The sequence below is a fragment of the Micromonospora sp. CNZ297 genome (assembly GCF_007827625.1).
Window position 1 is genome coordinate 120220 of sequence record NZ_VISU01000012.1, and the last position, 21549, is coordinate 141768.

General features: G+C 72.1%; 13 protein-coding genes. 5 read left to right on the plus strand and 8 right to left on the minus strand.

The window, feature by feature from the left end:
• The first annotated feature begins 186 nt into the window (after nucleotides 1-186).
• Nucleotides 187-4473: a discoidin domain-containing protein gene (locus tag FB454_RS21335; protein WP_145823334.1), complete on the plus strand. Its 4287-nt coding sequence runs from the start codon at nucleotides 187-189 to the stop codon at nucleotides 4471-4473.
• Between the two features lie 175 nt (nucleotides 4474-4648).
• Here FB454_RS21335 and FB454_RS21340 read toward each other — a convergent pair whose 3' ends face one another.
• Nucleotides 4649-6040, minus strand: a complete 1392-nt coding sequence (locus tag FB454_RS21340) for an aminotransferase-like domain-containing protein (protein WP_145823335.1) — start codon at nucleotides 6038-6040, stop codon at nucleotides 4649-4651.
• A 40-nt stretch (nucleotides 6041-6080) separates the two neighbouring features.
• Here FB454_RS21340 and FB454_RS21345 point away from each other — a divergent pair, with 40 nt between their 5' ends.
• The gene (locus tag FB454_RS21345) at nucleotides 6081-7076 is read left to right on the plus strand and encodes a DMT family transporter (protein WP_145823336.1); all 996 of its coding nucleotides are present in this window, start codon (nucleotides 6081-6083) and stop codon (nucleotides 7074-7076) included.
• On the opposite strand, the gene FB454_RS21350 is transcribed toward FB454_RS21345, so the two are convergent.
• The gene (locus FB454_RS21350; RefSeq protein ID WP_145823337.1) at nucleotides 7014-8225 is read right to left on the minus strand and encodes a hypothetical protein; all 1212 of its coding nucleotides are present in this window, start codon (nucleotides 8223-8225) and stop codon (nucleotides 7014-7016) included. The genes FB454_RS21345 and FB454_RS21350 overlap by 63 nt on opposite strands.
• Nucleotides 8226-8557: 332 nt before the next feature.
• Between FB454_RS21350 and FB454_RS21355 the strand changes: the two genes are divergently transcribed.
• Complete coding sequence (locus tag FB454_RS21355; RefSeq protein WP_145823338.1) at nucleotides 8558-10123, plus strand: pectate lyase family protein; 1566 nt, start codon at nucleotides 8558-8560, stop codon at nucleotides 10121-10123.
• A 59-nt stretch (nucleotides 10124-10182) separates the two neighbouring features.
• On the opposite strand, the gene FB454_RS21360 is transcribed toward FB454_RS21355, so the two are convergent.
• From FB454_RS21360 to FB454_RS21380, 5 genes are all read right to left on the minus strand, one after another.
• On the minus strand, nucleotides 10183-11907 hold the full coding sequence (locus FB454_RS21360) for a cellulose binding domain-containing protein (protein ID WP_145823339.1): 1725 nt from the start codon (nucleotides 11905-11907) through the stop codon (nucleotides 10183-10185).
• 28 nt (nucleotides 11908-11935) lie between these two features.
• A complete protein-coding gene (locus tag FB454_RS21365) occupies nucleotides 11936-13345 on the minus strand; it encodes a non-reducing end alpha-L-arabinofuranosidase family hydrolase (protein ID WP_145755350.1) in 1410 nt (469 codons plus the stop codon).
• A 289-nt stretch (nucleotides 13346-13634) separates the two neighbouring features.
• Nucleotides 13635-14699: an SRPBCC domain-containing protein gene (locus FB454_RS21370; protein WP_030272475.1), complete on the minus strand. Its 1065-nt coding sequence runs from the start codon at nucleotides 14697-14699 to the stop codon at nucleotides 13635-13637.
• A 21-nt stretch (nucleotides 14700-14720) separates the two neighbouring features.
• Nucleotides 14721-16052: a low temperature requirement protein A gene (locus tag FB454_RS21375; protein ID WP_013286161.1), complete on the minus strand. Its 1332-nt coding sequence runs from the start codon at nucleotides 16050-16052 to the stop codon at nucleotides 14721-14723.
• 80 nt (nucleotides 16053-16132) lie between these two features.
• A complete protein-coding gene (locus tag FB454_RS21380; protein WP_030272473.1) occupies nucleotides 16133-16723 on the minus strand; it encodes a TetR/AcrR family transcriptional regulator in 591 nt (196 codons plus the stop codon).
• Nucleotides 16724-16844: 121 nt separating this feature from the next.
• On the opposite strand from FB454_RS21380, the gene FB454_RS21385 reads away from it, so the two are divergent.
• Nucleotides 16845-18485, plus strand: coding sequence for an MDR family MFS transporter (locus tag FB454_RS21385; RefSeq protein ID WP_145823340.1), 1641 nt, complete (start codon nucleotides 16845-16847; stop codon nucleotides 18483-18485).
• Nucleotides 18486-18559: 74 nt separating this feature from the next.
• Nucleotides 18560-19402, plus strand: a complete 843-nt coding sequence (locus tag FB454_RS21390) for a phosphatase PAP2 family protein (RefSeq protein ID WP_047894288.1) — start codon at nucleotides 18560-18562, stop codon at nucleotides 19400-19402.
• 7 nt (nucleotides 19403-19409) lie between these two features.
• Here the strand turns inward: FB454_RS21390 and FB454_RS21395 are convergent, their stop codons facing one another.
• Nucleotides 19410-21467: a cellulose binding domain-containing protein gene (locus FB454_RS21395; protein ID WP_030272469.1), complete on the minus strand. Its 2058-nt coding sequence runs from the start codon at nucleotides 21465-21467 to the stop codon at nucleotides 19410-19412.
• Nucleotides 21468-21549 lie beyond the last annotated feature (82 nt).

Consider the following 21549-nt stretch of genomic DNA (forward strand, 5'->3'; position numbering starts at 1 on the left):
GCCCGGTGGTGTGGCGGGGAGTCCCTCCCCCCCACCGCGGGGGGGGGGGCCGGCCTTGTGTGTTCGGGGGGGGGGGGGGCCTCCCCCCCGGGGGGGGGGGGGGCCCGCCCCGCCCCCCCCCCCGCCACCGCACCCCCACCCCCGAACGCCTCTCCACCTCCCCCGGGAAGAAGGTGTCCGTCCACCATGTCCAGACTCCGTACCGGAATCGTCGCGGTGCTCGCCGCGGTCGGCCTGGTCGTCACCGCGGCCCCCGCCCCACCGGCACTCGCCGCCGGCGGCCCGAACCTCGCCGCCGGGCGCACCGCCACCGCCAGCAGCGTCAACGGCCCCTACGTCGCGGCCAACCTGACCGACGGCAACCAGGGCAGCTACTGGGAGAGCAGCGGCGCGCTGCCCCAGTGGGCGCAGGTCGACCTGGGAACCAGCCGCGCCGTCGACCAGGTCGTGCTGAAGCTCCCGGCCGCCTGGGAGGCGCGCAACCAGACACTGTCCGTGCAGGCAAGCGCCGACGGCAGCGGCTTCACCACTGTCGTCGCGTCCGCCGCCCGCACGTTCAGCCCGGCCGCCGGCAACACCGTGACGCTCGGCTTCACCGCCACCGACGCCCGCTACCTGCGGGTCGTGATCACCGCGAACACCGGCTGGGCGGCGGCGCAGCTCGCCGAGCTGGAGGTGTACGGCGCGGCCACCTCCTCGACCAACCTGGCGCTCGGCCGGACCATGACCGAGAGCGGCCACGCCGACGTGTACGGCGCGGGCAACGCCAACGACGGCAACGCGGCCACCTACTGGGAGAGCCCGAACAACGCGTTCCCGCAGTGGATCCAGGCCGACCTGGGCGCCGCCACCGGCGTCAACCGGCTGGTGCTGCGGCTGCCGTCCGGCTGGGGCGCGCGCACCCAGACGATCACCGTGCAGGGCAGCACGAACGGCTCCACGTTCGGCACGCTCGTCGGGTCCGCCTCGTACGCGTTCGACCCGGGCGGCGGCAACACCGTGACTGTCACAGTGCCCACCGCGTCCACCCGGTACGTGCGGCTGCTGTTCACCGCGAACAGCGCCTGGCCCGCCGGGCAGCTCGCCGAGCTGGAGATCTACGGCCCGGCCAGCGGCGACACCCAGGCGCCGAGCGCGCCGGGCAACCTCGCGTTCACCGAGCCCGCCACCGACCAGGTGCGGCTGACCTGGACCGCGTCCACCGACAACGTCGGCGTCACCGGCTACGACGTGTACGCCAACGGTGTGCTGCGCACGAGCGTCGGCGGGTCGACGCTGACGTACACCGACACGCAGCCGGCCGGGACCACCATCTCCTACTACGTGCGGGCGGGGGACGCAGCAGGGAACGTGTCGGCGAACAGCACCACGGTGACCCGGACCGGCAACACCGGGGACACGGTCGCGCCCACAGCGCCCGGCAGCCTCGCCTACACCCAGCCGGCGAGCGGGCAGATCCGGTTGACCTGGACCGCGTCCACGGACAACGTGGGCGTCACCGGCTACGAGGTGTACGCCAACGGCACGCTGCGCACCACGGTGAGCGGCTCCACGCTCACGTACACCGACAGCCAGCCGGACAGCGCCACCGTCTCGTACCACGTGCGGGCCCGCGACGCCGCCGGGAACGTGTCGGCGAACAGCAACACCGTCACCCGCACCGGCAGCGGCACCGGCGGCACCAACCTGGCGGTCGGCAAGCCCGCCACCGCGTCGTCGATGGTGCACGTGTTCGCCGCCGCGAACGCCGTCGACAACGACGTCTCCACGTACTGGGAGGGCGCGCCCGGCGCGTACCCGAGCACGCTCACCGTCGCGCTCGGTGCCAACGCGAGCATCAGCGCGGTCGTCGTGAAGCTGAACCCGGACCCGGCGTGGGGCGCGCGCACCCAGACGTTCCAGGTGCTCGGCCGGGAACAGTCCGCGTCCGGGTTCACCAGCCTGGCCGGCTCCGCGACGTACTCCTTCAACCCGAACAGCGCCAACACGGTGACCGTCCCGGTCTCCGCGACCGCCGCCGACGTCCGGCTCCAGTTCACCGCGAACTCCGGCTCCTCCAACGGGCAGGTCGCCGAACTCCAGGTCATCGGCGTTCCGGCGCCCAACCCGGACCTCACCGTCACGGCCGTCACCGCGTCGCCGTCCGCGCCGGTGGAGACCGACACGATCACGCTGTCCGCCACCGTGCGCAACGCCGGCACCGCGGCCTCCGCCGCCACCACCGTCACCCTCTACCTGGGTACGACGAAGGTCGGCACCGCCGCCGTCGGCGCGCTCGCCGCGGGCGCGTCGAGCACCGTCTCGGCGGCCATCGGCGTACGCGACGCCGGCAGCTACCCGCTCACCGCGAAAGTCGACGAGTCGAACACGGTGATCGAGCAGAACGAGGCGAACAACTCCTACACCAGCCCGACCCCGCTGACTGTGAGCCCGGTCGCCAGCTCCGACCTGGTCGCCTCCGCCGTCACCTGGTCACCCGCCACGCCGAGCGCCGGCGCGAGCGTCTCCTTCGCGGTGACGCTGCGCAACCAGGGCACGATCGCGTCGGCGAGCGGTGCGCACGGCATCACGCTGACGGTGCGCGACCAGTCCGGCGCGGTGGTCCGCACGCTCACCGGCTCGTACAGCGGCACGATCGCCGCCGGTGCCACCGCCGGACCGGTGTCGCTCGGCACCTGGACCGCCGCCAACGGCCGGTACACGGTGCGGGTGGTGCTCGCCGACGACGCCAACGAGCTGCCTGTCAAGCGGCAGAACAACACCAGCGACCGGGCGCTGTTCGTCGGCCGCGGGGCCAACCTGCCGTACGACGCGTACGAGGCCGAGGACGGCGCGACCGGCGGCGGCGCGCAGGTGATCGGGCCGAACCGCACCATCGGCGACCTCGCCGGAGAGGCGTCCGGCCGCCGCGCGGTCACACTGAACACCACCGGCGCGTACGTCGAGTGGACCACCCGCTCGGCGGCCAACGCCCTGGTCGCCCGCTTCTCCATTCCGGACGCGCCGGGCGGCGGCGGGATCGACTCGACCATCAACATCTACGTCAACGGCGTGCTGCACAAGCCGATGAGCCTCACCTCCAAGCACATCTGGCTCTACGGCGCCGAGGCCGGGCCGAGCGACTCGCCGAGCGCCGGCGCGCCCCGGCACCTGTACGACGAGGCGAACGTGCTGCTCGACACCACGGTCCCGGCCGGCAGCCGGATCCGGCTCCAGAAGGACCCGGCGAACACCACCACGTACGCGATCGACTTCGTCGACACCGAACTGGTGTCGCCGCGCGCGAACCCCGACCCGGCCCGCTACAAGGTGCCGACCGGGTTCAGCCACGCCGATGTGCAGAACGCGCTCGACGCGGTCCGGATGGACACCACCGGCACCCTGGTCGGCGTCTACCTGCCCGCCGGCACGTACGAGACGGCGCAGAAGTTCCAGGTGTACGGCAAGGCGGTGAAGGTCGTCGGCGCCGGCATGTGGTTCACCCGGTTCCAGACGCCGCGCAACCAGCAGAACACCGACGCCGGTTTCCGGGTCGAGTCCTCGGCGAGCGGGTCGACGTTCGCCCACCTGGCGTTCTTCGGCAACTACACGAACCGGATCGACGGGCCCGGCAAGGTGTGGGGCGAACTGAAGGACGTGGACGACCTGACGCTGGACAGCGTCTGGGTGGAGCACACGGTCTGCGCGTACTGGGGGGTGAGCGTGGACGGGTTGACCATCCGGGACAGCCGGTTCCGCAACACCTTCGCCGACGCGGTGAACATGACGAACGGCAGCACCAACAACCTGGTCACCAACTCGGAGGGCCGCTCCAACGGCGACGACGCGTTCGCGCTGTTCTCCGCCACCGACCAGGGCGCGTCAGGCGGCAACCACGGCAACGTGTTCGAGAACCTGACCGCCACGCTCACCTGGCGGGCGGCGGGGCTGGCCGTGTACGGCGGCTACGACAACGTGTTCCGCAACCTGTACATCGCCGACCAGCTCACGTACTCGGGCATCACGATCAGCTCGCTGGACTTCGGCTATCCGTTCGTCGGGTTCGGCGCCAGCCCGCCCACCCGGTTCGAGAACATCTCGCTGATCCGGTCCGGCGGGCACTTCTGGGGCGCGCAGACGTTCCCGGCGATGTGGTTGTTCTCCGCGTCGAAGGAGTTCCGCGGCATCCGGGTGACCGACGTGGACATCGTCGATCCGACGTACTCGGGGATCATGTTCCAGACCAAGTACAACGGCAGTCAGCCGGAGAACCCGATCACCGACACGGTGCTGACGAACGTGTCGATCTCGGGGGCGCGGCGCAGCGGTGACGCGTTCGACGCGAAGTCCGGCTTCGGCATCTGGGTCAACGAGATGCCCGAGGCGGGTCAGGGCCCCGCGGTCGGCGCGGCGACCTTCACCAACCTCCGCCTGACCGACAACGCCCAGGACATCAAGAACACCACAACAACCTTCACCATCACCCGCAACTGACCCCCGCCCCGCCCTCGCCCCTCGCCCCGCCCCTTCCGCCCCGCGATCTTGCACTTTCGGCCCCCGTGATGCCGGATTACTCCTGCTATGAGGGGCACCAAGCTGCAAGATCGCGGGCGTGGGGCGGGGCGGGGCGCGCGGGGGCGGGGTCGAGCGGCGGCGTCAGCTGCCGCGGTCAGTGAGGGAGGGCTGTGGAGAGGCGGCGGATGGCCTCGTCCATCTGCTCGGGCGGGGCGGCGGCGTACGTCAGGCGCAGGTGCGGGGCGGGGGGTTCGGCGGCGTACCAGGGGCGGCCGGGGAAGACGGTCACCCCCGCTGCCGCGGCCGCAGTGGTCACCGCTACGTCGTCGGTGTTGTCGGGCAGCCGTACCCACAGGTGCAGTCCACCGCGCGGGACGTCGCGCGGTGTCAGCGACGGCAGGTGCCGGTCCAGCGCGGCGAGCAGAGCCTCCCGGCGGGCCCGCAGCTGGACGCGCAGGCTGCGGCGGTGCCGGTCCCAGGCCGGCGCGGTGAGGAACTCCAGCGCGGCCTGTTGCAGCGGCCCGGCCACGAAGAGGTCGTCGAGCAGGCGGGCGGCGCGCAGCCGTGCCCCGGCCGGCCCGCGCGCGCCGATCGCGGCGATCCGCAGGCCGGGCGCTGTGGACTTGGTCAGCGAGCGCAGGTAGACGACGTGCCCGTCCGGGTCGTCCGCGGCCAGCGGAGGCGGGGCGTCGCCGTCGACGGTGAGGTCGCGGGCGTAGTCGTCCTCGACCAGGAACGCCCCGGCCCCGCGCACCGCCTCGGCCACCTCGCCGCGCCTGGCGGCGGCCAGTGTCGCGCCGTGCGGGTTGGCGTACAAGGGCTGGCAGTAGAACACGCGGGCGCCGGTACGGGCGAACGCGGCGGCGAGCTGGTCCGGGCGTACCCCGTCGGCGTCGGCGGGCACGGGCACCACCCGCAGCCCGGCGGCGCGCGCGGCGGCGAGCGCGCCCAGGTAGGTGGGGGACTCGACCAGGATCGTGTCGCCGGGGATGGTGAGCGCCCGCAGCGTGGAGGAGAGCGCTGCCTGCCCACCTGGGCAGATGACCATGTCCTCGGCGCGCAGGCCGCCGCCCGCTTCGCGGGCGAACCAGGCGCGCAGGTCGGCGCGTCCCTCGACCGGACCGCGCTGCCACGCGGCCGGCTGCCGGGCCGCGCGGGCGAGCGCCGCACCGAGCGCGGCGGCCGGCTGCAGATCAGGGTCCAGATAGCCTCCGGTCAGCGGGATCGCACCCGAGGGCGGTAACGCCAGCAGCGCCTGCATCTCGTCCTCGCCGCCCCGCCGCGAGCCGAGCGCGACTGTCTGCCACGACAGGTCCGCCCGCGGAGGGCCGGCGCGCCGGGTGGCCACGTACGCGCCGCGGCCCGGCCGGGTCTCGACCAGCCCGTCCGCGACGAGCCGCCGGGTCGCCTCGGCGACCGTCACGGGGGAGACGTGATGGTGCGTGGTCAGCTCCCGCACCGACGGCAGCCGCGTGCCGGGCGCGGCGTCGGCCGCCAGCGCACCCAGATGCCGGACCACACGGTCGATAGCGCTACCATCGTTCATGACGGCACAGAGTAGCGCTACCGCCTCGACCACGATAACGGTGAGACCGGGCGCCGGGATCGCCCTCGGCGCGCTGGGCGTGCTGGCCTTCAGCATGTCGCTGCCGGCCACCCGCGTCGCGGTGCACACACTGGACCCCTGGTTCGTCGCGTTCGGACGGGCCGTGGGCGCGGCGCTGCTCGCGTGGGCCTACCTGCGGCTGACCGGCGCGCCGCGCCCCACCCGGGACCAGTGGCGACGGCTGTCGATCGTCGCGCTCGGCGTCGTGGTCGGCTTCCCGCTGTTCACCTCGCTGGCGCTCACCACGCAGACGTCAGCGCACGGTGCCGTGGTCGTCACGGTGCTGCCCGCCATGACCGCCGTCTTCGCGGTGCTGCGTGCGGGCGAGCGGCCGCCGCCGCTGTTCTGGATCGCCGGTGCCGCCGGCCTGGCGCTGGTGCTCGCGTTCCTGGCCGCGAGCGGCTCGATGCGGGGGACGCTGTCGCTCGCCGACCTGTTCCTGCTCGCCGCCGTGGTGCTCTGCGGCCTCGGGTACGCCGAGGGCGGCCGGCTGGCCCGCGACCTCGGCGGCGCCCGGACGATCTGCTGGGCGTTGCTGCTGTCGCTCCCGGTCACGGTGCCGGTCACGGTGGTGGCCGCGCTTCTCCATCGCCCGCAGGGCGGCGTCGCCGCCTGGACCGGGTTCGGCTATCTCACAGCGGTGTCGATGTTCCTCGGCTTCTTCGCCTGGTACGCCGGGCTGGCCCGGGGCGGCATCGCCAAGGTGGGCCAGATCCAGCTCGTCCAGCCGGTGCTCACGCTGATCTGGTCCGCGGTGCTGCTCGGTGAGGCGGTCACGCCCGGCGCGCTGGTGGTGGCGGGCGCGGTGCTCGCCTGCGTCGTGCTCATCCAGCGCACCCGGGGCGGCGCCACACCGGCGCCCACCCTGGGCGAGCCGGCCTCAGCGGGCCGGCCCACCCCGGGCGAGCCGGCCTCAGCAGGCCGCGATCGTGCCGGTCACGCCGGAGACGTATGCGTGGCTGACGAAGTGTCCTGACGCGAGGCGGTTCCACTGGCTGGTGGTCCGGTACGGGCCGCTCACCGACTGGCCGGTGACCGAGCACTCGATCGGCACGTTGGCGTAGGTGGCGGCCAGGCCGACGACGGGATTGCTCGTGCTGGGGCCGGACCGGATGTTGAGCGGGCCGCTGCCGATCCGGCCCCGGGTGCCGGTGCCGGTCCAGAGGTAGGCGACGTCGACCCAGGCGTTGTCGGTGAGCAGCAGACCGTCCCAGAACGTGCCGTCGGCGAGGTCGATGCCGGCCGGGCTGGCCACCACGCGCCCGAACTGGTCCCGGCCGCCGTTGTAGCCGCTCTGGTACGCCGCCTGCGCCTCGGGCCGGCCCTGCGGCAGGTCCTTCCACATCTCCCGGACACCGCTGGGGTTCCAGTAGTCGTCCCTGGTGTTCCACGGTCCGATGTCCCAGACCGGCGCGTACTCGCAGCGGCTGCGGGTGGTGGTGCAGACCCGCACGGTGTAGTCGCCGGTGTTCTTCGGCGCGAGGCCGCGGGCCGACGGCAGCGCGACGAAGTGGTCCCGCGAGACGATCACGTGCCCGTTGGCGGTGGTGCCGCCGACCAGTCCCTCCCGCGTGGCGTACACCCGGTAGGTGAGGCCCGGGGTCGCGGCCGTGACGGCGACGACCGAGTCGGCGACGAGCCGGACCGCGCGCACTGTGGGCGCGGCGGACGGCCGTTCGGCGGTGAGGGCCACCCGGACCTGGACCCGCGTGACCGGCTGGTCGAAGACGGCCTCGGCGGAGACGGACCGCCACTCGGTCCACGCGCCCGATCGCCAGCCGCGCGCCGCCACCTCGACGGCGCCGCCGGTGCCGGGGGTCGCGTCGACGTCGGCCCGGACCCGGTTGGCCGGCGCGGCGAGCGGGTGGGGCGCGGTGACGAGCATGCCCCCGGCCGTCTGCCGGCGCTGGGCGGCCGGTCGGCCCGCCGTGTCGGCGAGGCGCAGTCCGGCGCCGGTCCAGCGGACGCCGACGTCGTCGGCGTCGACGACTGTGATGTCGGCGCTCCACGTGTTGCCGGTGGCCGTCGGTTCAGCCGGGGGTGCGGCGGGCGCCGGGGAGACGGCCAGGACGGCGGCGAGCGCGCCGGCGACAGCGGCCGGCGGGGTCGTGCGGGGATGGGGCATGGCGCTCCTCGTGGGGGCGGGAAGTAGACGAACGTCGATCTCCAGGGTGAGGTGCAGGCAACCATCGATCGCGCGTCCCGTCAAGAAGGCGTCCGCGGCCTCCGGCCGCCCGGAGTAGTGCAAAAAACCTGCAAACGCCAGGCCTTGCCTTCCTGGAAAGCGCTTTCATACGATTGCGTTACATCGATGTTTCATTTGCGGGCCGGGCATCGCAGATGAACGACATTCGCTGGCGGCGCGCCTGATCGCGTCGCGGCTCCTCATTATTCCCATTCGGTGACTGCCGCTGCTCGGCGGCAATTCCCGCATGCTCGAAAAAGGAATGAGGCGACATGAGAAGACCAGTCGCGCTGCGACTCCACGCGGCACTGGCCACGGCGGTCGTGGGTATCGCCGTCGCCGTGGTGCTGCCGTCCCCGCAGGCGTCGGCGGCGGCCGGCAGCGCCACCGGCTACGCCACCCAGAACGGCGGCACCACCGGCGGCGCGGGCGGGCAGACCGTACGCGCCACCACCGGCACCGCCATCCACGCCGCGCTCTGCGGCCGGGCCAGCAGCAGCACCCCGATCATCATCGAGGTGACCGGGACCATCAACCACGGCAACACCAGCAAGGTCTCCGGATCGAGCTGCAACACCGCGGACGGCGTGATCGAGCTGAAGCAGATCAGCAACGTCACCATCATCGGGGTGGGCAGCGGCGCCGTCTTCGACCAGCTCGGCATCCACATCCGCGACTCCCGCAACATCATCATCCGGAACGTGACGGTGCGGAACGTCAAGAAGTCGGGCTCGCCCACCTCCAACGGCGGCGACGCGATCGGCATGGAGAGCAGCGTCCGCAACGTGTGGGTCGACCACGTCACGCTCGAGGCGTCCGGCGGGGAGTCGGAGGGCTACGACGGCCTGTTCGACATGAAGGACGACACCCAGTACGTGACGCTGTCGTACAGCATCCTGCGCAACTCCGGCCGCGGCGGCCTCATCGGCTCCAGCGAGAGCGACCGCGGCAACGGCTACATCACGTTCGAGCACAACCTGTACGAGAACATCGACTCCCGTACGCCGCTGCTGCGCGGCGGCATCGCCCACATGTTCAACAACCACTACACCGGGCTGCACGAGTCGGGCATCAACTCCCGGGCCGGGGCGCGGGCCAAGGTGGACAACAACTACTTCCGCAACTCCAAGGACGTGCTCGGCACGTTCTACACCAGCGAGCGCGGCACCTGGCAGGTCAGCGGCAACATCTTCGACAACGTGACCTGGTCCTCGCCCGGGAGCGACAACTACCCGGCGGGTCCGAACGTGACGTCCACGACCACAGTGAGCGTCCCGTACTCGTACCGGCTCGACGCGGCGAGCTGCGTGCCGGACATCGTGCGGCAGACGGCGGGCGCGAACACCGGCCTGCGGGTCTCCGACGGCAACTGCACGCCGCAGTCCCCGCCCCCCACCACGCCGGGGCCGACCACGCCCGCCCCCACCACGCCGCCGCCCGGGACGACCACCCCGCCGCCGTCCGGCGGGACCAACCTGAGCCTGGTCTCCGGCGCCGGCGCGGACGGGTCCAGCAAGGCTGACGGCACCAGCTACGGCAACGTGCGCGACGGCAACCTGAGCACGTACTGGTCGCCGTCCGGGTCGACCGGCACCGTCTCGATCAAGTGGGGCTCGGCCACCACTGTGTCCCGCGTGGTCATCCGCGAGCCGTCCGGCACCTCGGGTTCGATCGGGTCGTGGCAGCTCGTCAACAACGACACCGGCGCGGTGCTCGCCTCCGGCAGCGGGGCCGGCCAGATCACCTTCGGCGCGACCTCGCTGAAGAAGATCAACTTCAAGATCAACAGCTCCGGCGGTACGCCGAGAGTCGGCGAGTTCGAGACGTACGCCAGTTAGCAGGCGCGACGAGCGGGGGCGGCCGATCCGGCCGCCCCCGCCCTCGTGCGTGTCGCCGGTCAGAGGGTGAGCACGACGGTGGAGATGCTCCGCGCGCCGACGTTCACCGTCACCTGGTTGCCGTTCACGCCCACCGGCTGGCTCGCCGCGCTGGCGTTCTGCGACGTGGCCACGTACTCCGCCCGGCTCACGTTCTGCGGCGCCTGGATGATCGCGTTGTTCACCGCGCTCGTGGACCGGTTGAGGATGACCAGCGTGACCTTCCCGTCGCCGGAGTAGGCGGTCACCTCCAGCGGCGACGCCTTGGAGCTCTTGGTCAGGGCGACCCGCTGGTAGCCGGGCCGCACGTACTTCGCGTACTGCGAGAACGCGTACCCGCGCTTGAGCGGCGCGCCCGCCACGGTGCCGTACGCGGACTCGCCGTCACCGATGAACGAGTAGTAGCGCTTGCCGTACCACCAGACGTACGCGCTCCAGTTCGACTCCATCGACTTGTGCACGGTGCGCATGATGTCGTCGAGCGTCTCGTTCCAGACCGTGGCGTTGGCCGGGTTGCCCCAGATGTTCGAGCCGCTGCCGTCGGCCTCGTGCAGGTTCCACTCGGTCATCCACACCGGCTTGTTGTACTGCTGCGCCAGCGTGTACGGCTTCAGCCGGCCGGACGCCTCGGTGCCGTACAGGTGACCGCCGATGTAGCCGATGTTGTTGCGGGCCGCCGCGTCGTTGAGCGTCGGGTCGGTGTAGCCGTAGTTCAGGTTCACCGCCTCGGCGACCATCAGCTTGGTGTTCTGCACCTTGGCGCCCTGCTCCCGCACGAAGGTCTGGAGTTCGGTGCCGCTCCAGTCCATCGAGTCGTAGTCCGGGTGCCAGTCCGGCTCGTTCTGCACTGACGTGACGTCGATCGTCACGCCCTGGTTGCGCATGTACTGGACGTAGCTGTTGAGGTGGCCGGCGTAGTCGTCGTAGTAGTCGGTGCGCAGCTTGCCGCCGTTGATCCGGCTGTTGTTCGTCTTCCAGGCCGCCGGGGCGGTCCACGGCGACGCCATGATCTTCACGTTCGACCCGTACGACTTCGCCGTCCGCAGCGCGCTGACCTGGGTGCCCCACTCGCCGGACACCGGCGAGACGCCGGTACGCACGATGGACAGGCCGAGCTGGTTGGGACCGAGCCCGACGAGCGTCTGCGTCTCCGCCGTCGACCAGGCGCCGCCCCAGATCGACACCGCGGCGCCGAACCCGTCGATGGTCTGGTAGCGGCTGGCGGTGTTGACGGTGATGTCCGCCGCCCCGGTGGGCGGCGGGCTGCTGGGCGAGGTGGTCGGCGAACTCGTCGGGGAGGTGGACGGCGACGTGGTCGGTGTCGTCGTGCCACCGGTGCAGGTCACCCCGTTGAGCGCGAAGCTGGTCGGAGCGGGGTTGCTGCTGGTCCAGGCCCCGTTGAAGCCGAACGACGTGTTGCCGTTGGTGGGGATGGACCCGTTGTAGTCGACGTTGCGGGCGCTGACCGCCGCTCCGCTCTGGGTCACTGTGGCGTTCCACGCCTGGGTGACTGTCTGGCCGGCGGCGTAGGACCAGGTGAGCGTCCAGCCGTTGACCGGGTCACCGAGGTTGGTGACCGTGACGTTCGCGCCGAAGCCGCCCTGCCACTGCGACGACACGGCGTAGGTGACCGCGCAGCCGGCGGCTGCCGCCCCGGCCGGCAGCGCCGCGGCCACCGCTGTCGACGCCAGCAGGACGGCCCCGGCCGAGAACACCGCGGTACGGGTCGTCTTGTGCCTTCTCATCGGACCTCTCTCTTCTCGATCGGCCGGCTCAGCGCTGGAGGGTGAGTAGTCCGGGTCGGTAGGGCAGGAGGCCGTAGTCGCCGCCGGAGTTGGGGGAGCGGCCTTGGTAGAGCAGTTGGAGGTTGCAGGGGTCGACGGTGAAGGTCTGGTCGGCGGTGGTGCGGATGAGTTCGCCGTGGCTGATGTCGTTGGTCCAGGTGGCGCCGCTGTTGGCCTTGCCGGCGAACGGGTTGGACTCGGTGGCGGCCTGCGGGGTCCAGGATCCGTTGAGGCTGGTGGCGGTGAAGGAGCGGAAGTAGCGGCCCTGGGAGCCGATCGCCTCGACGATCATCAGGTAGCGGGTCTGGCCCTGGAGCTTGTAGACCTGCACGGCTTCGAACAGGTTGTTCGTCGAGTCCGACATGATGGTGGTGTAGGTGGAGCCGAAGCTGCCGGGGAAGTTGCCCAGGGGCATGCTGGAGCGGTAGATCTTGCCGTTGTCACCGGCGAAAAACAGGTACATGTTCTGGTCGTCGGCGATCAGGGTCTGGTCGATCGGGCCGGTGCCGGAACCGGAGATGCTGCCGGTGAACAGCGGCTGCGCCGACGACCACCCGTTCGGGTTGGTCGGGTTGGTCGAGGTGCGGTAGGAGAACGCGGTCGGTCCCCACTGGTAGGCCAGCACCCAGATGTTGCGCGGCGCGAAGTAGAACAGGGTGGGTGCCACAGTCCCCGACGACATCGCGTTCTGCGACGCGGAGGCCATCTCCGACCAGTTCGAGAACAACCCGAAGTTCATCGACCCCCACCGCGTTCCGGTGTCATGGGTGGTGGCGTAGACCAGGTGCCGGCCGTTGTAGGGCACGACTGTGAAGTCCTTCAACGACACCCAGCCCGAGCGCGGCTGCGCCAGAGCACCGGTCGAGGACCACCGGTACGACGACGGCAGGTTGCACGTCCCGCCCGGCGGCGGGGTCGTGGGCGGTGCCGTGGTCGGTGGGGCCGTGGTGGGCGAGCCGGTCGGGCCGCTCGTCGGCGTGGTGCCGCCGGTGCAGGTCACCCCGTTGAGCGCGAAGCTGGTCGGCACCGGGTTGCTGCTGCCCCAGGAGCCGTTGAAGCCGAATGACGTGTTGCCGTTGGTCGGGATCGACCCGTTGTAGCTGACGTTGCGGGCGGTCACAGCGGCTCCGCTCTGGGTCAGCTCGGTGTTCCACGACTGGGTCACCGTCTGCCCGGCGCCGAACGACCACGTCAGCGTCCAGCTCGACACCGGGTCGCCCAGGTTCGTGATGGTGACGTTGGCGCCGAAGCCGCCCTGCCACTGCGACGAGATCGCGTAGTTGACCGAGCAGCCCGCGGCGGCGGCTCCGGCGGGCAGCGCTACGGCGACCGACGCCGACGCCAGCAGCGCGGCGCCGGCCGATGCCCATATGGCATTGACTGACCTGGATCTGGACATGAATTGACCTCCTGCGGGGGCAGCGGCTCTGGCATTGGCGGTGGCGATTGTGTTGTGAGCGTTAACAGCCGCGTCAGGGATGTTACGGGAGCGCTCCCACGCACTCAACAACTCATTTCCGCACCCACCGAATCAGCCCCCGCGCCCATCCACGCGCGCCTGCGCACTGTCCGTCCGGGTCAGCCTGAGTCGATCATGAAGTTGACCGCCCTCAATGCGGACAAACCCGCGGTCTAACCTCATGATCGACGCGCTTCAAGGGCGCGGACGGGAGGGGGAGAGGGAGGGGTCAGGCGGGGGTGCAGGGGGTGTTGTCGGCGGTGCACGCCGCGGGGGAGTCGTGCTGGGGGTCCGGGTCGCGGACGTCGAACCGGATGGTGGCTGACTCGCCGCCCGGCAACGCCCCACCGGTGAACGTGACCACGGTGCCGTCCTGGGTGGCCTCGGCCCCGCTCACGCTGCCCACTGTGGCGCCGTCGTGCAGCGTCACGGTGACCGTCCAGCCCGGACGCGGTGACGGGCCGGGATTGCGCAGCACCACCTCGCCCCGGTAGCCGAAGACCCGGTCGGTGACCGTCTCGTAGGTGGCGGTCAGCGGTGCCGCCGCCACCGTCGAGGGCGTCGCGCTCGGCGTACGGCTGGGGGTGGGTGACGGCGTCGGCGAGGGCGACGCGCTGCGGCGGCTGGCACTGGGCGTGGGCCGCGCGGTCGTGGGCCGGGCCGACGGCGTGGCGCTGGACGGCATCACCAGCGAGGTCGTGGGCGTCGGCGCGGCCGGCGCGGGCGGCTCGTCGGCGGTGGCCCACACCGTGGCCCCGGCCGCGGCGGCGATCAGCGTCACCGTGCCGGCTGCCAGCAGCACCCGGCGCCGCCCGGGGCGGCGCTTCTCGTCGCCGAGCAGCCGGACCACAGGCAGTTCGGCGGTCAGGCCGCCCTCGGCGCGACGCAGGTCGACGTTCTGGAACGCCAGCCAGTCGAGGATCGCGGGCAGCCGTCCGGTGACCGCCTGCTCGTGCTGCTCGGCGCGGGCGTCGGCGTCCCAGTCGCCCTCTTCGAGCACCTCCCGCACGGACAGCCGGGTGCCGTGCGCGGTGGGGGTCAGGTCGCAGGCGAGCCGGGTGGCCCGGCCGGTCTCCCGGCAGCGGACCACCAGCCGGTCCGGCGCGCGCAGCTCGACGGTCTCCACCTCGGTGTCGCCGTCGTAGCCGGGCAGCGCGGCGGTGGCGAGGATCCACCTCTCGGACCCGGGCGCGCTGTCGGCGAACCACTTGGCCAGCAGCGCGCGTTCCGTGAGCGCCCGCCAGGTCCGGGCGGGCGGGTGGAACAGGTCGACCTCGGTGACGATCTCGATCACGCGGAGACTCTAGGGCCTGTGTCAAGGTCGGTGCGGGGCACTGTCGCCGTCGTCGCGCCAGCGAGCCCGCCAGGCGGCCTCGCTCTCCTCGGCGCTGGCCTTCTCCTCGTGTATCAGCCGGCGCAACGCGACCCGGGAATCGGCGAAGATCACCAGCTCGACCGCCACCAGTGCCACGCAGATGGCGGTGAGCAGACCCAGCGCACCGAGCGCCGGCAGGTGCCGGCCGACCGGCAGCGCCACGGCGAGCAGCACCACGGTGCCGACCCGGGACCAGGACAGCGTCCGCAGCGCGCGCCACTGGAACGCCATGTTGGCGGCGAGGTAGAGGAGCACGCCACCGAAGAGCAGCGGCACGGCCGGCCCGTGGCCGCGCTCCATCGGGCCGCCCGCCGGGTCGGTGACGATGCGGACCAGTTCCTCGGCGCCGATCGCGAACAGGATCACCCCGGCGATCATGGGCAGGTAGAGATAGGCGTACGCATCGCGGGCCAGCGCCACCCGCGCGGGGCCGTGGGCGGCGTGCAGCGCGATCCGGGCGGCCGGGCCGATCATGTCGAAGTGCGCCCACCAGAGCGCCGCGGTGAACAGGATGCCGAAGATCGCCGCCGGGATCGCCGGCCAGGTCACGGGCTGGCCGAGCAGGTTGCCGCCGACGCCGACCGAGATGACCGACTCGCCGAGCGCGATGATCAGGATGAGGTCGTACCGCTCGGTCCAGTGCTCGGCCGAGGTGATCTTCCAGCCGTCGGTGCCGGCCAGCAGGCCACTGCTGTACTGGATGGCCACCACCGCGATCCACAGCCCGTCGCGCAGCCACGGGCCGACCTCCGGGGACACACGCGGCGGCAGCAGCGCCGCCACCAGCAGCAGGCCGGCCGAGATCACCGCCTCCGGAAGGAACAGCCGCAGCTTGCGCCGGGCCGGCGGGTCGTCGCGCGTGGCGTACCAGTACAGGGCGGTGTGCACGAACCGGATCACCACGTAGCTGATCGTGACCAGGATCGGGCCGGCGCTGCCCTTGTCCAGGTCGCCGAAGGTCTGCGGCAGCGCGAGCGCGAACGTGAACAGCGCGATCATGCCGACCACCATGAGGATCGGCACGAAGCCCTCGCCGAGGCGCAGCCGGGCGGCGACCGCGCTGTGCACCACCCAGCACCACCAGAGCACGGCGAGCACCAGCAGCGCGTGCAGCAGTTGCCGCGGGGTCACGTTCGCGGCGGTGGCGCGCGTGATGATGAAGAAGGACACCACGAAGACGAGGTCGAAGAAGATCTCGAACCGGTCGACCCGGGTGGCGGGGGCGACGCCGGTCGCGGGCCCGAGCCCTTTGCGCCACCGGTCGCCACCCACCGGGCGAGTGTGTCAGCCCAGGTCAGGCCGGGTGCCGCTTTCGCCGGCCATTCCACCGGTCCGACGGGGAAGCCGCGCGCTCAGCCCGCCGCCGGGGCGGCCAGGGCGAGCACGTCGCGCAGCCCGTCGCGCAACGACCGCCCCGGGTGCTCCAGCCACTCGTGGGCGGCGATCCGCAGGGACGCGAGGAACGTCGCGGCGACGATCCGGGCCCGCAGCGCCGCGTCCGGTCCGGTCAGCCGGCGGGCCAGCTCCGCGGCCATCTCCCGCTCCAGGGCCGCGTACGCGCCGACCTGGTGGGCGGCCAGGCTCGGGTGGCCGTGCAGCCGGCGGCGCCGGCTGAGCCAGGGCTCGGCCGGATCGTCGTAGCCGTCCTCGGCCTGGACCAGGGCGGCCCGGGTCAGCGCGGCCCACGGCGACAGCTCCGCCGGTTGGTCCGCGACGAGCCTGAGGAGCCGTCGCAACCGCAGCGTGTCGCCGTGAAAGAGGGCCTCCTCCTTGCCGCCGAAGTAGTTGGAGAATGTCCGCCGGGAGACGTTCGCGGCGTCGGCGATCGCCTCGACGGTGATCCGGTCGGGGCCGTGCTCGACGGCGAGGGACAGCGCCGCCTCGTGCAGCGCCAGGCGGGTGGCCGCCTTCTTCCGCTCCCGCAGCCCGGTGCACTCCTCCATGGGCCAAGCGTAGGTGACCCATTTCTCAATGGGCAAACTTGCCTGCCGGGCAAGGTTTAGTGTTGATTGCTTGAGGCAACGAAGCGGCCACCCCGTATCGACACACCTGGAGGACGCGCGCATGAGCGCACCCACCACGACGGCTGCGGCCGCCCCCATGAGCAAGCGGAAGACGCTGGAGGCGCTCAGCGGTCTGCTGCTGGTGCTGTTCGTGGCCATGCTGAGCAGCACCGTGGTCTCGACCGCCCTACCGAAGATCATCGGCGCGCTCAACGGCTCGCAGACGCAGTACACCTGGGTGGTCACCGCCACCCTGCTCACCGCCACCGCGACCACCCCGATCTGGGGCAAGCTGGCCGACCTGTTCAACAAGAAGCTGCTGATCCAGATCGCCATCGTGGTGTTCCTGGTCGGGTCGGTCGCGGCCGGCTTCGCGCAGAGCGCCGGGCAGCTCATCGCCGCCCGCGCGTTCCAGGGCATCGGCGTCGGCGGCCTCCAGGCGCTCGTGCAGGTCGCCATCGCGGCCATGATCCCGCCGCGTGAGCGCGGCCGCTACAACGGCTACCTGGGCGGCGTCATGGCGCTGGCCACGGTCGGCGGTCCGCTGCTGGGCGGCCTGATCGTGGACACCTCCTGGCTCGGCTGGCGCTGGTGCTTCTTCGTCGGCGTACCGGTCGCGGCCGCCGCGCTGTTCCTGCTGCAGATCACCCTGAACCTGCCCACCGTGCGCCGGGACAACGTCAAGATCGACTACCTGGGCGCGACGCTCATCGCCGCCGGCGTCAGCGTGCTGCTGATCTGGATCTCGTTCGTCGACGACTCCTTCGCCTGGGTCTCCTGGCAGACCGGCGCCATGGTCGGCGGCTCGGTGCTGCTGCTCGCGCTCGCCGTCTGGGTGGAGGCGCGGGCTGCCGAGCCGGTGGTGCCGCTGCACATCGTCCGCGAGCGCACCACCGCCCTGGCGATCCTCGGCAGCCTCGCGGTCGGCATGGCGATGTTCGGCGGCGCGGTCTTCCTCGGCCAGTACTTCCAGATCGGCCGCGGCTACAGCCCGACCGAGGCCGGCCTGCTCACCATCCCGATGATGGCCGGTGTGCTGATCTCCTCGATCGTGGCCGGCCGGATGATCACCGCCACCGGGAAGATCAAGCCGTACATCGTGTTCGGGGCGGTCGTGCTGGTCATCGGGTTCGCCATGCTCGGCACCATCGACCACGAGACCTCGCTGGTCTTCGTCGGCCTCGCGATGTTCATCGTCGGCGTCGGCGTCGGCATGACCATGCAGAACCTGGTGCTCGCGGTGCAGAACACCGTCGCGCTCAAGGACATCGGCGCGGCCAGCGCCAGCGTCGCGTTCTTCCGCTCGCTCGGCGGCACCATCGGCGTGTCGGTGCTCGGCGCGGTGCTCGCCCGCCGGGTCACCGACCGGATCACACACGACCTCGCCGCGGCCGGCATCCCCACCACCGGCGGGGGCGGTGGCAGCACGCTCAACCTCGACGCGCTGCCCGAGCCGGTCCGGCAGATCGTGCGGGCCGCGTACGGGGACGCAACGGGGCACATCTTCCTGATCTCGGCCGCCATCGCGGTGGTCGGTATCGTTGCGGCGCTGCTGCTGCGTCCGGTCACCCTGCGTTCCAGCCTCGACCTGCCGGACACCGGCCGTTCGGTGGCGGTGGGAGCGGACGCCGTCGACGGCGCGCCCGCCTTCGACGAGGTGAGCGTGGACTCGGCCGGCCGGGAGGAACGCGCCCGCCGCTGAGCCCGTACCCCCAGGGCCGTCGCCGACCCCGGCGGCGGCCCTGGTCCATGCGGGGACGAACCGAAGGAGGAGCCGTGGACGTCACGCGGACCGCGCACGCCCGCCTCGCCGCATGGCAGCGGGCCGCGCGCGAGCTGGCGCTCGTCGCTGTGCTCTTCCTGGCCTACAAGGCGGGCCGGCAGGTGGTGGCCGGGCACGCCGAGGTGGCCCTGGCCAACGGCGAGTGGGTCTGGCGGCTGGAGCGGCTGCTGCGCCTGCCCGACGAGACGCTCGTGCAGGGACCGCTGCTGGCGCACGATCTGCTGGTGCGGGTGGCGAACTCCTACTACGCCTACGTGCACTTCCCGGCCACAGTGCTCTGCCTCGTCTGGCTCTGGCTGCGCCGCCCGGCCCACTACGTGCGGCTGCGGCGGGCCCTGGCGGCGCTCACCGCGGTCGCGCTGGTGCTGCACGTCTGCGTCCCGCTCGCGCCGCCACGGCTGACCGCGCTCACAGGGCTGGTCGACACCGGCACCCGGTTCGGGCCGAGCGTCTACGGACCTCCCGACACCGACCAGCTGAGCAACCAGTACGCGGCCATGCCGTCGCTGCACGTGGGCTGGGCGCTGGCGATCGCGGTGGCGCTGATGGCGGTCACCACCGGACGCCGCCGCTGGCTCTGGCTGCTTCATCCGCTGGTGACCGCGCTCGTGGTGGTGGTCACCGGCAACCACTACTGGCTCGACGGCGTCGTCGCGGTGGTGCTTCTCGTGGTGATCCTGGCCGTGCTGCCGACACCCGCACCGGACCTGCCCACGCTCCCGCCCGGACCGCTGCGCCCGCACGTGGTGCCGGCGCCGCGCCGGGCCGGCCGCCGCCGGAACCCGAAGGTCCCGGCGGCGGCCGACGTGCGGCTGCGGCCACCCGGCCGGGGCTGACCGCCCCTCAGCGCAGCGTGCAGACCGTGCCGTTGAGGCGGAACGCACCCACCGGCACGTTCGGTCCGCTGTACGCGCCGACGAAGCCCACAGTCGTGCTCCCGCCGTCGGCGGCGAGCCGCCGGTTGTCGGCGGTGGGCGTCACCCGGACGTCGCGGCCCTGCTGGTCCCAGGTGGCGCTCCACCCGCTGCTCACCTGCTGCCAGGCGGTCGGCCAGGTCCAGGTGAGCGTCCAGCCGTCGACGGCCTTCGCACCCGTGTTGATGACCTCGACGTTCGCCACGTACCCGTTGCCCCAGTCGTTGTCGTCGTCGAACCGCACCGCGCAGGAGCTCTCGGCGGGGCTGCCGGTGGCGAACGTCAGCGGCGGCGACGACCACGAGACCCGCCCGGCGGTGTCCCGGGCCAGCACGTTGACCGTGTAGCGGGCGCCCGGTTCGAGGTTGCCCACTGTGAGCGAGGTGCCGGCGGTCTCGCCGAGCTGCTCGCTCACCGCGCCGTACTGGCGGTGCACCTCGTACTTGGCGATCGGGGATCCTCCGGGCGTGGCCGCCGGCCAGGAGATGGTCGCCGCGCGGTCGGTCACCGTGCTCGCCGTCGGCCGGCCCGGGGCGCCGGGCCGCCCGGCCGAGCTGCCGGCCGGTCGCAGCACGAGCGTGGTCAGCGAGTACGGCGGCAGCGTCCGCGCGGCCGCGCTGCCGGAGCGGCCGGTGCTGATCCCGGTCGCGCCGTTGGTGAACGTGTGCACGGTCGGTGCCTCGTCGGCCGGGGTGAACCCGGCGTAGTCGAGCGCCACCGGGTACGCGTTGTCCGGGTCCTTGTTGAGCAGCAGGACCGCGACGCTGCCGTCCGGCCGGCGGACCGCGTGCGCGGCGACCAGCGGCTGGTCGGTCCCGGCGCGGACGAGCTGGTCACCGGGCCGGACGAACAGGTTCATCATGGACAACGCGTGGTACGGCGCGAACGGGGTGTTGAACGCCGGCTGGCACACCTCGCCGTCGCTGGTGCAGTTGCCGCTGGAGAGCAGCCCGAAGTCGCCGTAGTCGGTCTGCCCGGCCACCTCGGAGACGGTGCCGATGCCGTTGTGCACGTTCCACCACTGCACCGTGAACACGCCCTGCTCCAGCAGGCCGCTGTAGGCGTCGGCCAGGAACAGCGCGCCCGGCGCGGTGGTGCGGCCGGCGTCCACGTTCAGCTCGGTGAAGCTGATCCCGATCCGGTCCGCGCCGGGGCCGGCGTACCGGGCGATCTGCTGGCGCAGCAGCCAGGCCGCGTCGGGCAGGTGGTTGGTGCGGGCCAGTGAGTCGGCGGCGCTGCCGCCCGGGTACCAGTGCACGTCCACGAAGTCGATCTTCGGGCCGGCGATGGACAGCACGGTCTGGTTCCACGGCCCCGGATCCGATCCGGCGGTGATGCCGTCCGGCCAGTTGCCGGGCATGGTGAGCACCGCGCCGACCTTGATGCTCGGGTCGACCGCCTTCATCGCGTCGGCGTACTCGACCACCAGCCGCGCGTACTGGGAGGCGCTCTTGTCCGGGTGGTCGTCGGCCTCCCAGGCCGAGCCGTAGTGGCCGTTGCCGTAGTTCTCGTTGCCGACGGTCCACCACTTGGCGCCGTAGCCCTTGGTGACGTTGGCGTAGCGGACCCACGCCGCCGCCTCGGCGGGCGTGCCGGTGCCGTAGTTCGCGATGATCATCGGCTCGGCGCCGACGCGGCGGGCGCCGGCCATGAACGTGTCGAAGTCGGTGTTCGGTGCGACGTAGCCGCCGGGCGCGGTGTGCGTCTCCCAGTGGTAGATGTCGGCGTACGAGCCGCCGGGGTAGCGCAGCATCTTCACGCCCGCGGCCTTGAGCAGGTCGGACGTCTCGGCGCTGCCGAGCTGCGAGTCCCAGATGGCGTGGTTGACGCCGAGCGCGGTGGCCGGGACGGTGGCCAGCCCGGCGCGGGTGTTGACGGTGACGGTGACCGGGTCGGTGGGGTCGGCGGCGGCGACCGGCCCGCCGACGGTGCTGAGCGCGGTGGCGAGCAGCAGCAGGCTGGCCGCGAACGCGGTGGTTCTCCTCATGCGGGGGTGTCCTTCGGAGTGGGACGACGAGGCGATGCCCGGTCTGCGTCGTCCTCCCGGAGCCGTGACGGCGACGGGTGCC

What these genes read in the sequence shown, in the direction of transcription:
- FB454_RS21335 (WP_145823334.1), top strand. Translation starts at nt 187, where the DNA reads ATGTCCAGACTCCGTACCGGAATCGTCGCGGTGCTCGCCGCGGTCGGC.
- FB454_RS21340 (WP_145823335.1), bottom strand. Translation starts at nt 6,040, where the DNA reads ATGAACGATGGTAGCGCTATCGACCGTGTGGTCCGGCATCTGGGTGCG.
- FB454_RS21350 (WP_145823337.1), bottom strand. Translation starts at nt 8,225, where the DNA reads ATGCCCCATCCCCGCACGACCCCGCCGGCCGCTGTCGCCGGCGCGCTC.
- FB454_RS21380 (WP_030272473.1), bottom strand. Translation starts at nt 16,723, where the DNA reads ATGGAGGAGTGCACCGGGCTGCGGGAGCGGAAGAAGGCGGCCACCCGC.
- FB454_RS21360 (WP_145823339.1), bottom strand. Translation starts at nt 11,907, where the DNA reads ATGAGAAGGCACAAGACGACCCGTACCGCGGTGTTCTCGGCCGGGGCC.
- FB454_RS21355 (WP_145823338.1), top strand. Translation starts at nt 8,558, where the DNA reads ATGAGAAGACCAGTCGCGCTGCGACTCCACGCGGCACTGGCCACGGCG.
- FB454_RS21365 (WP_145755350.1), bottom strand. Translation starts at nt 13,345, where the DNA reads ATGTCCAGATCCAGGTCAGTCAATGCCATATGGGCATCGGCCGGCGCC.
- FB454_RS21385 (WP_145823340.1), top strand. Translation starts at nt 16,845, where the DNA reads ATGAGCGCACCCACCACGACGGCTGCGGCCGCCCCCATGAGCAAGCGG.
- FB454_RS21395 (WP_030272469.1), bottom strand. Translation starts at nt 21,467, where the DNA reads ATGAGGAGAACCACCGCGTTCGCGGCCAGCCTGCTGCTGCTCGCCACC.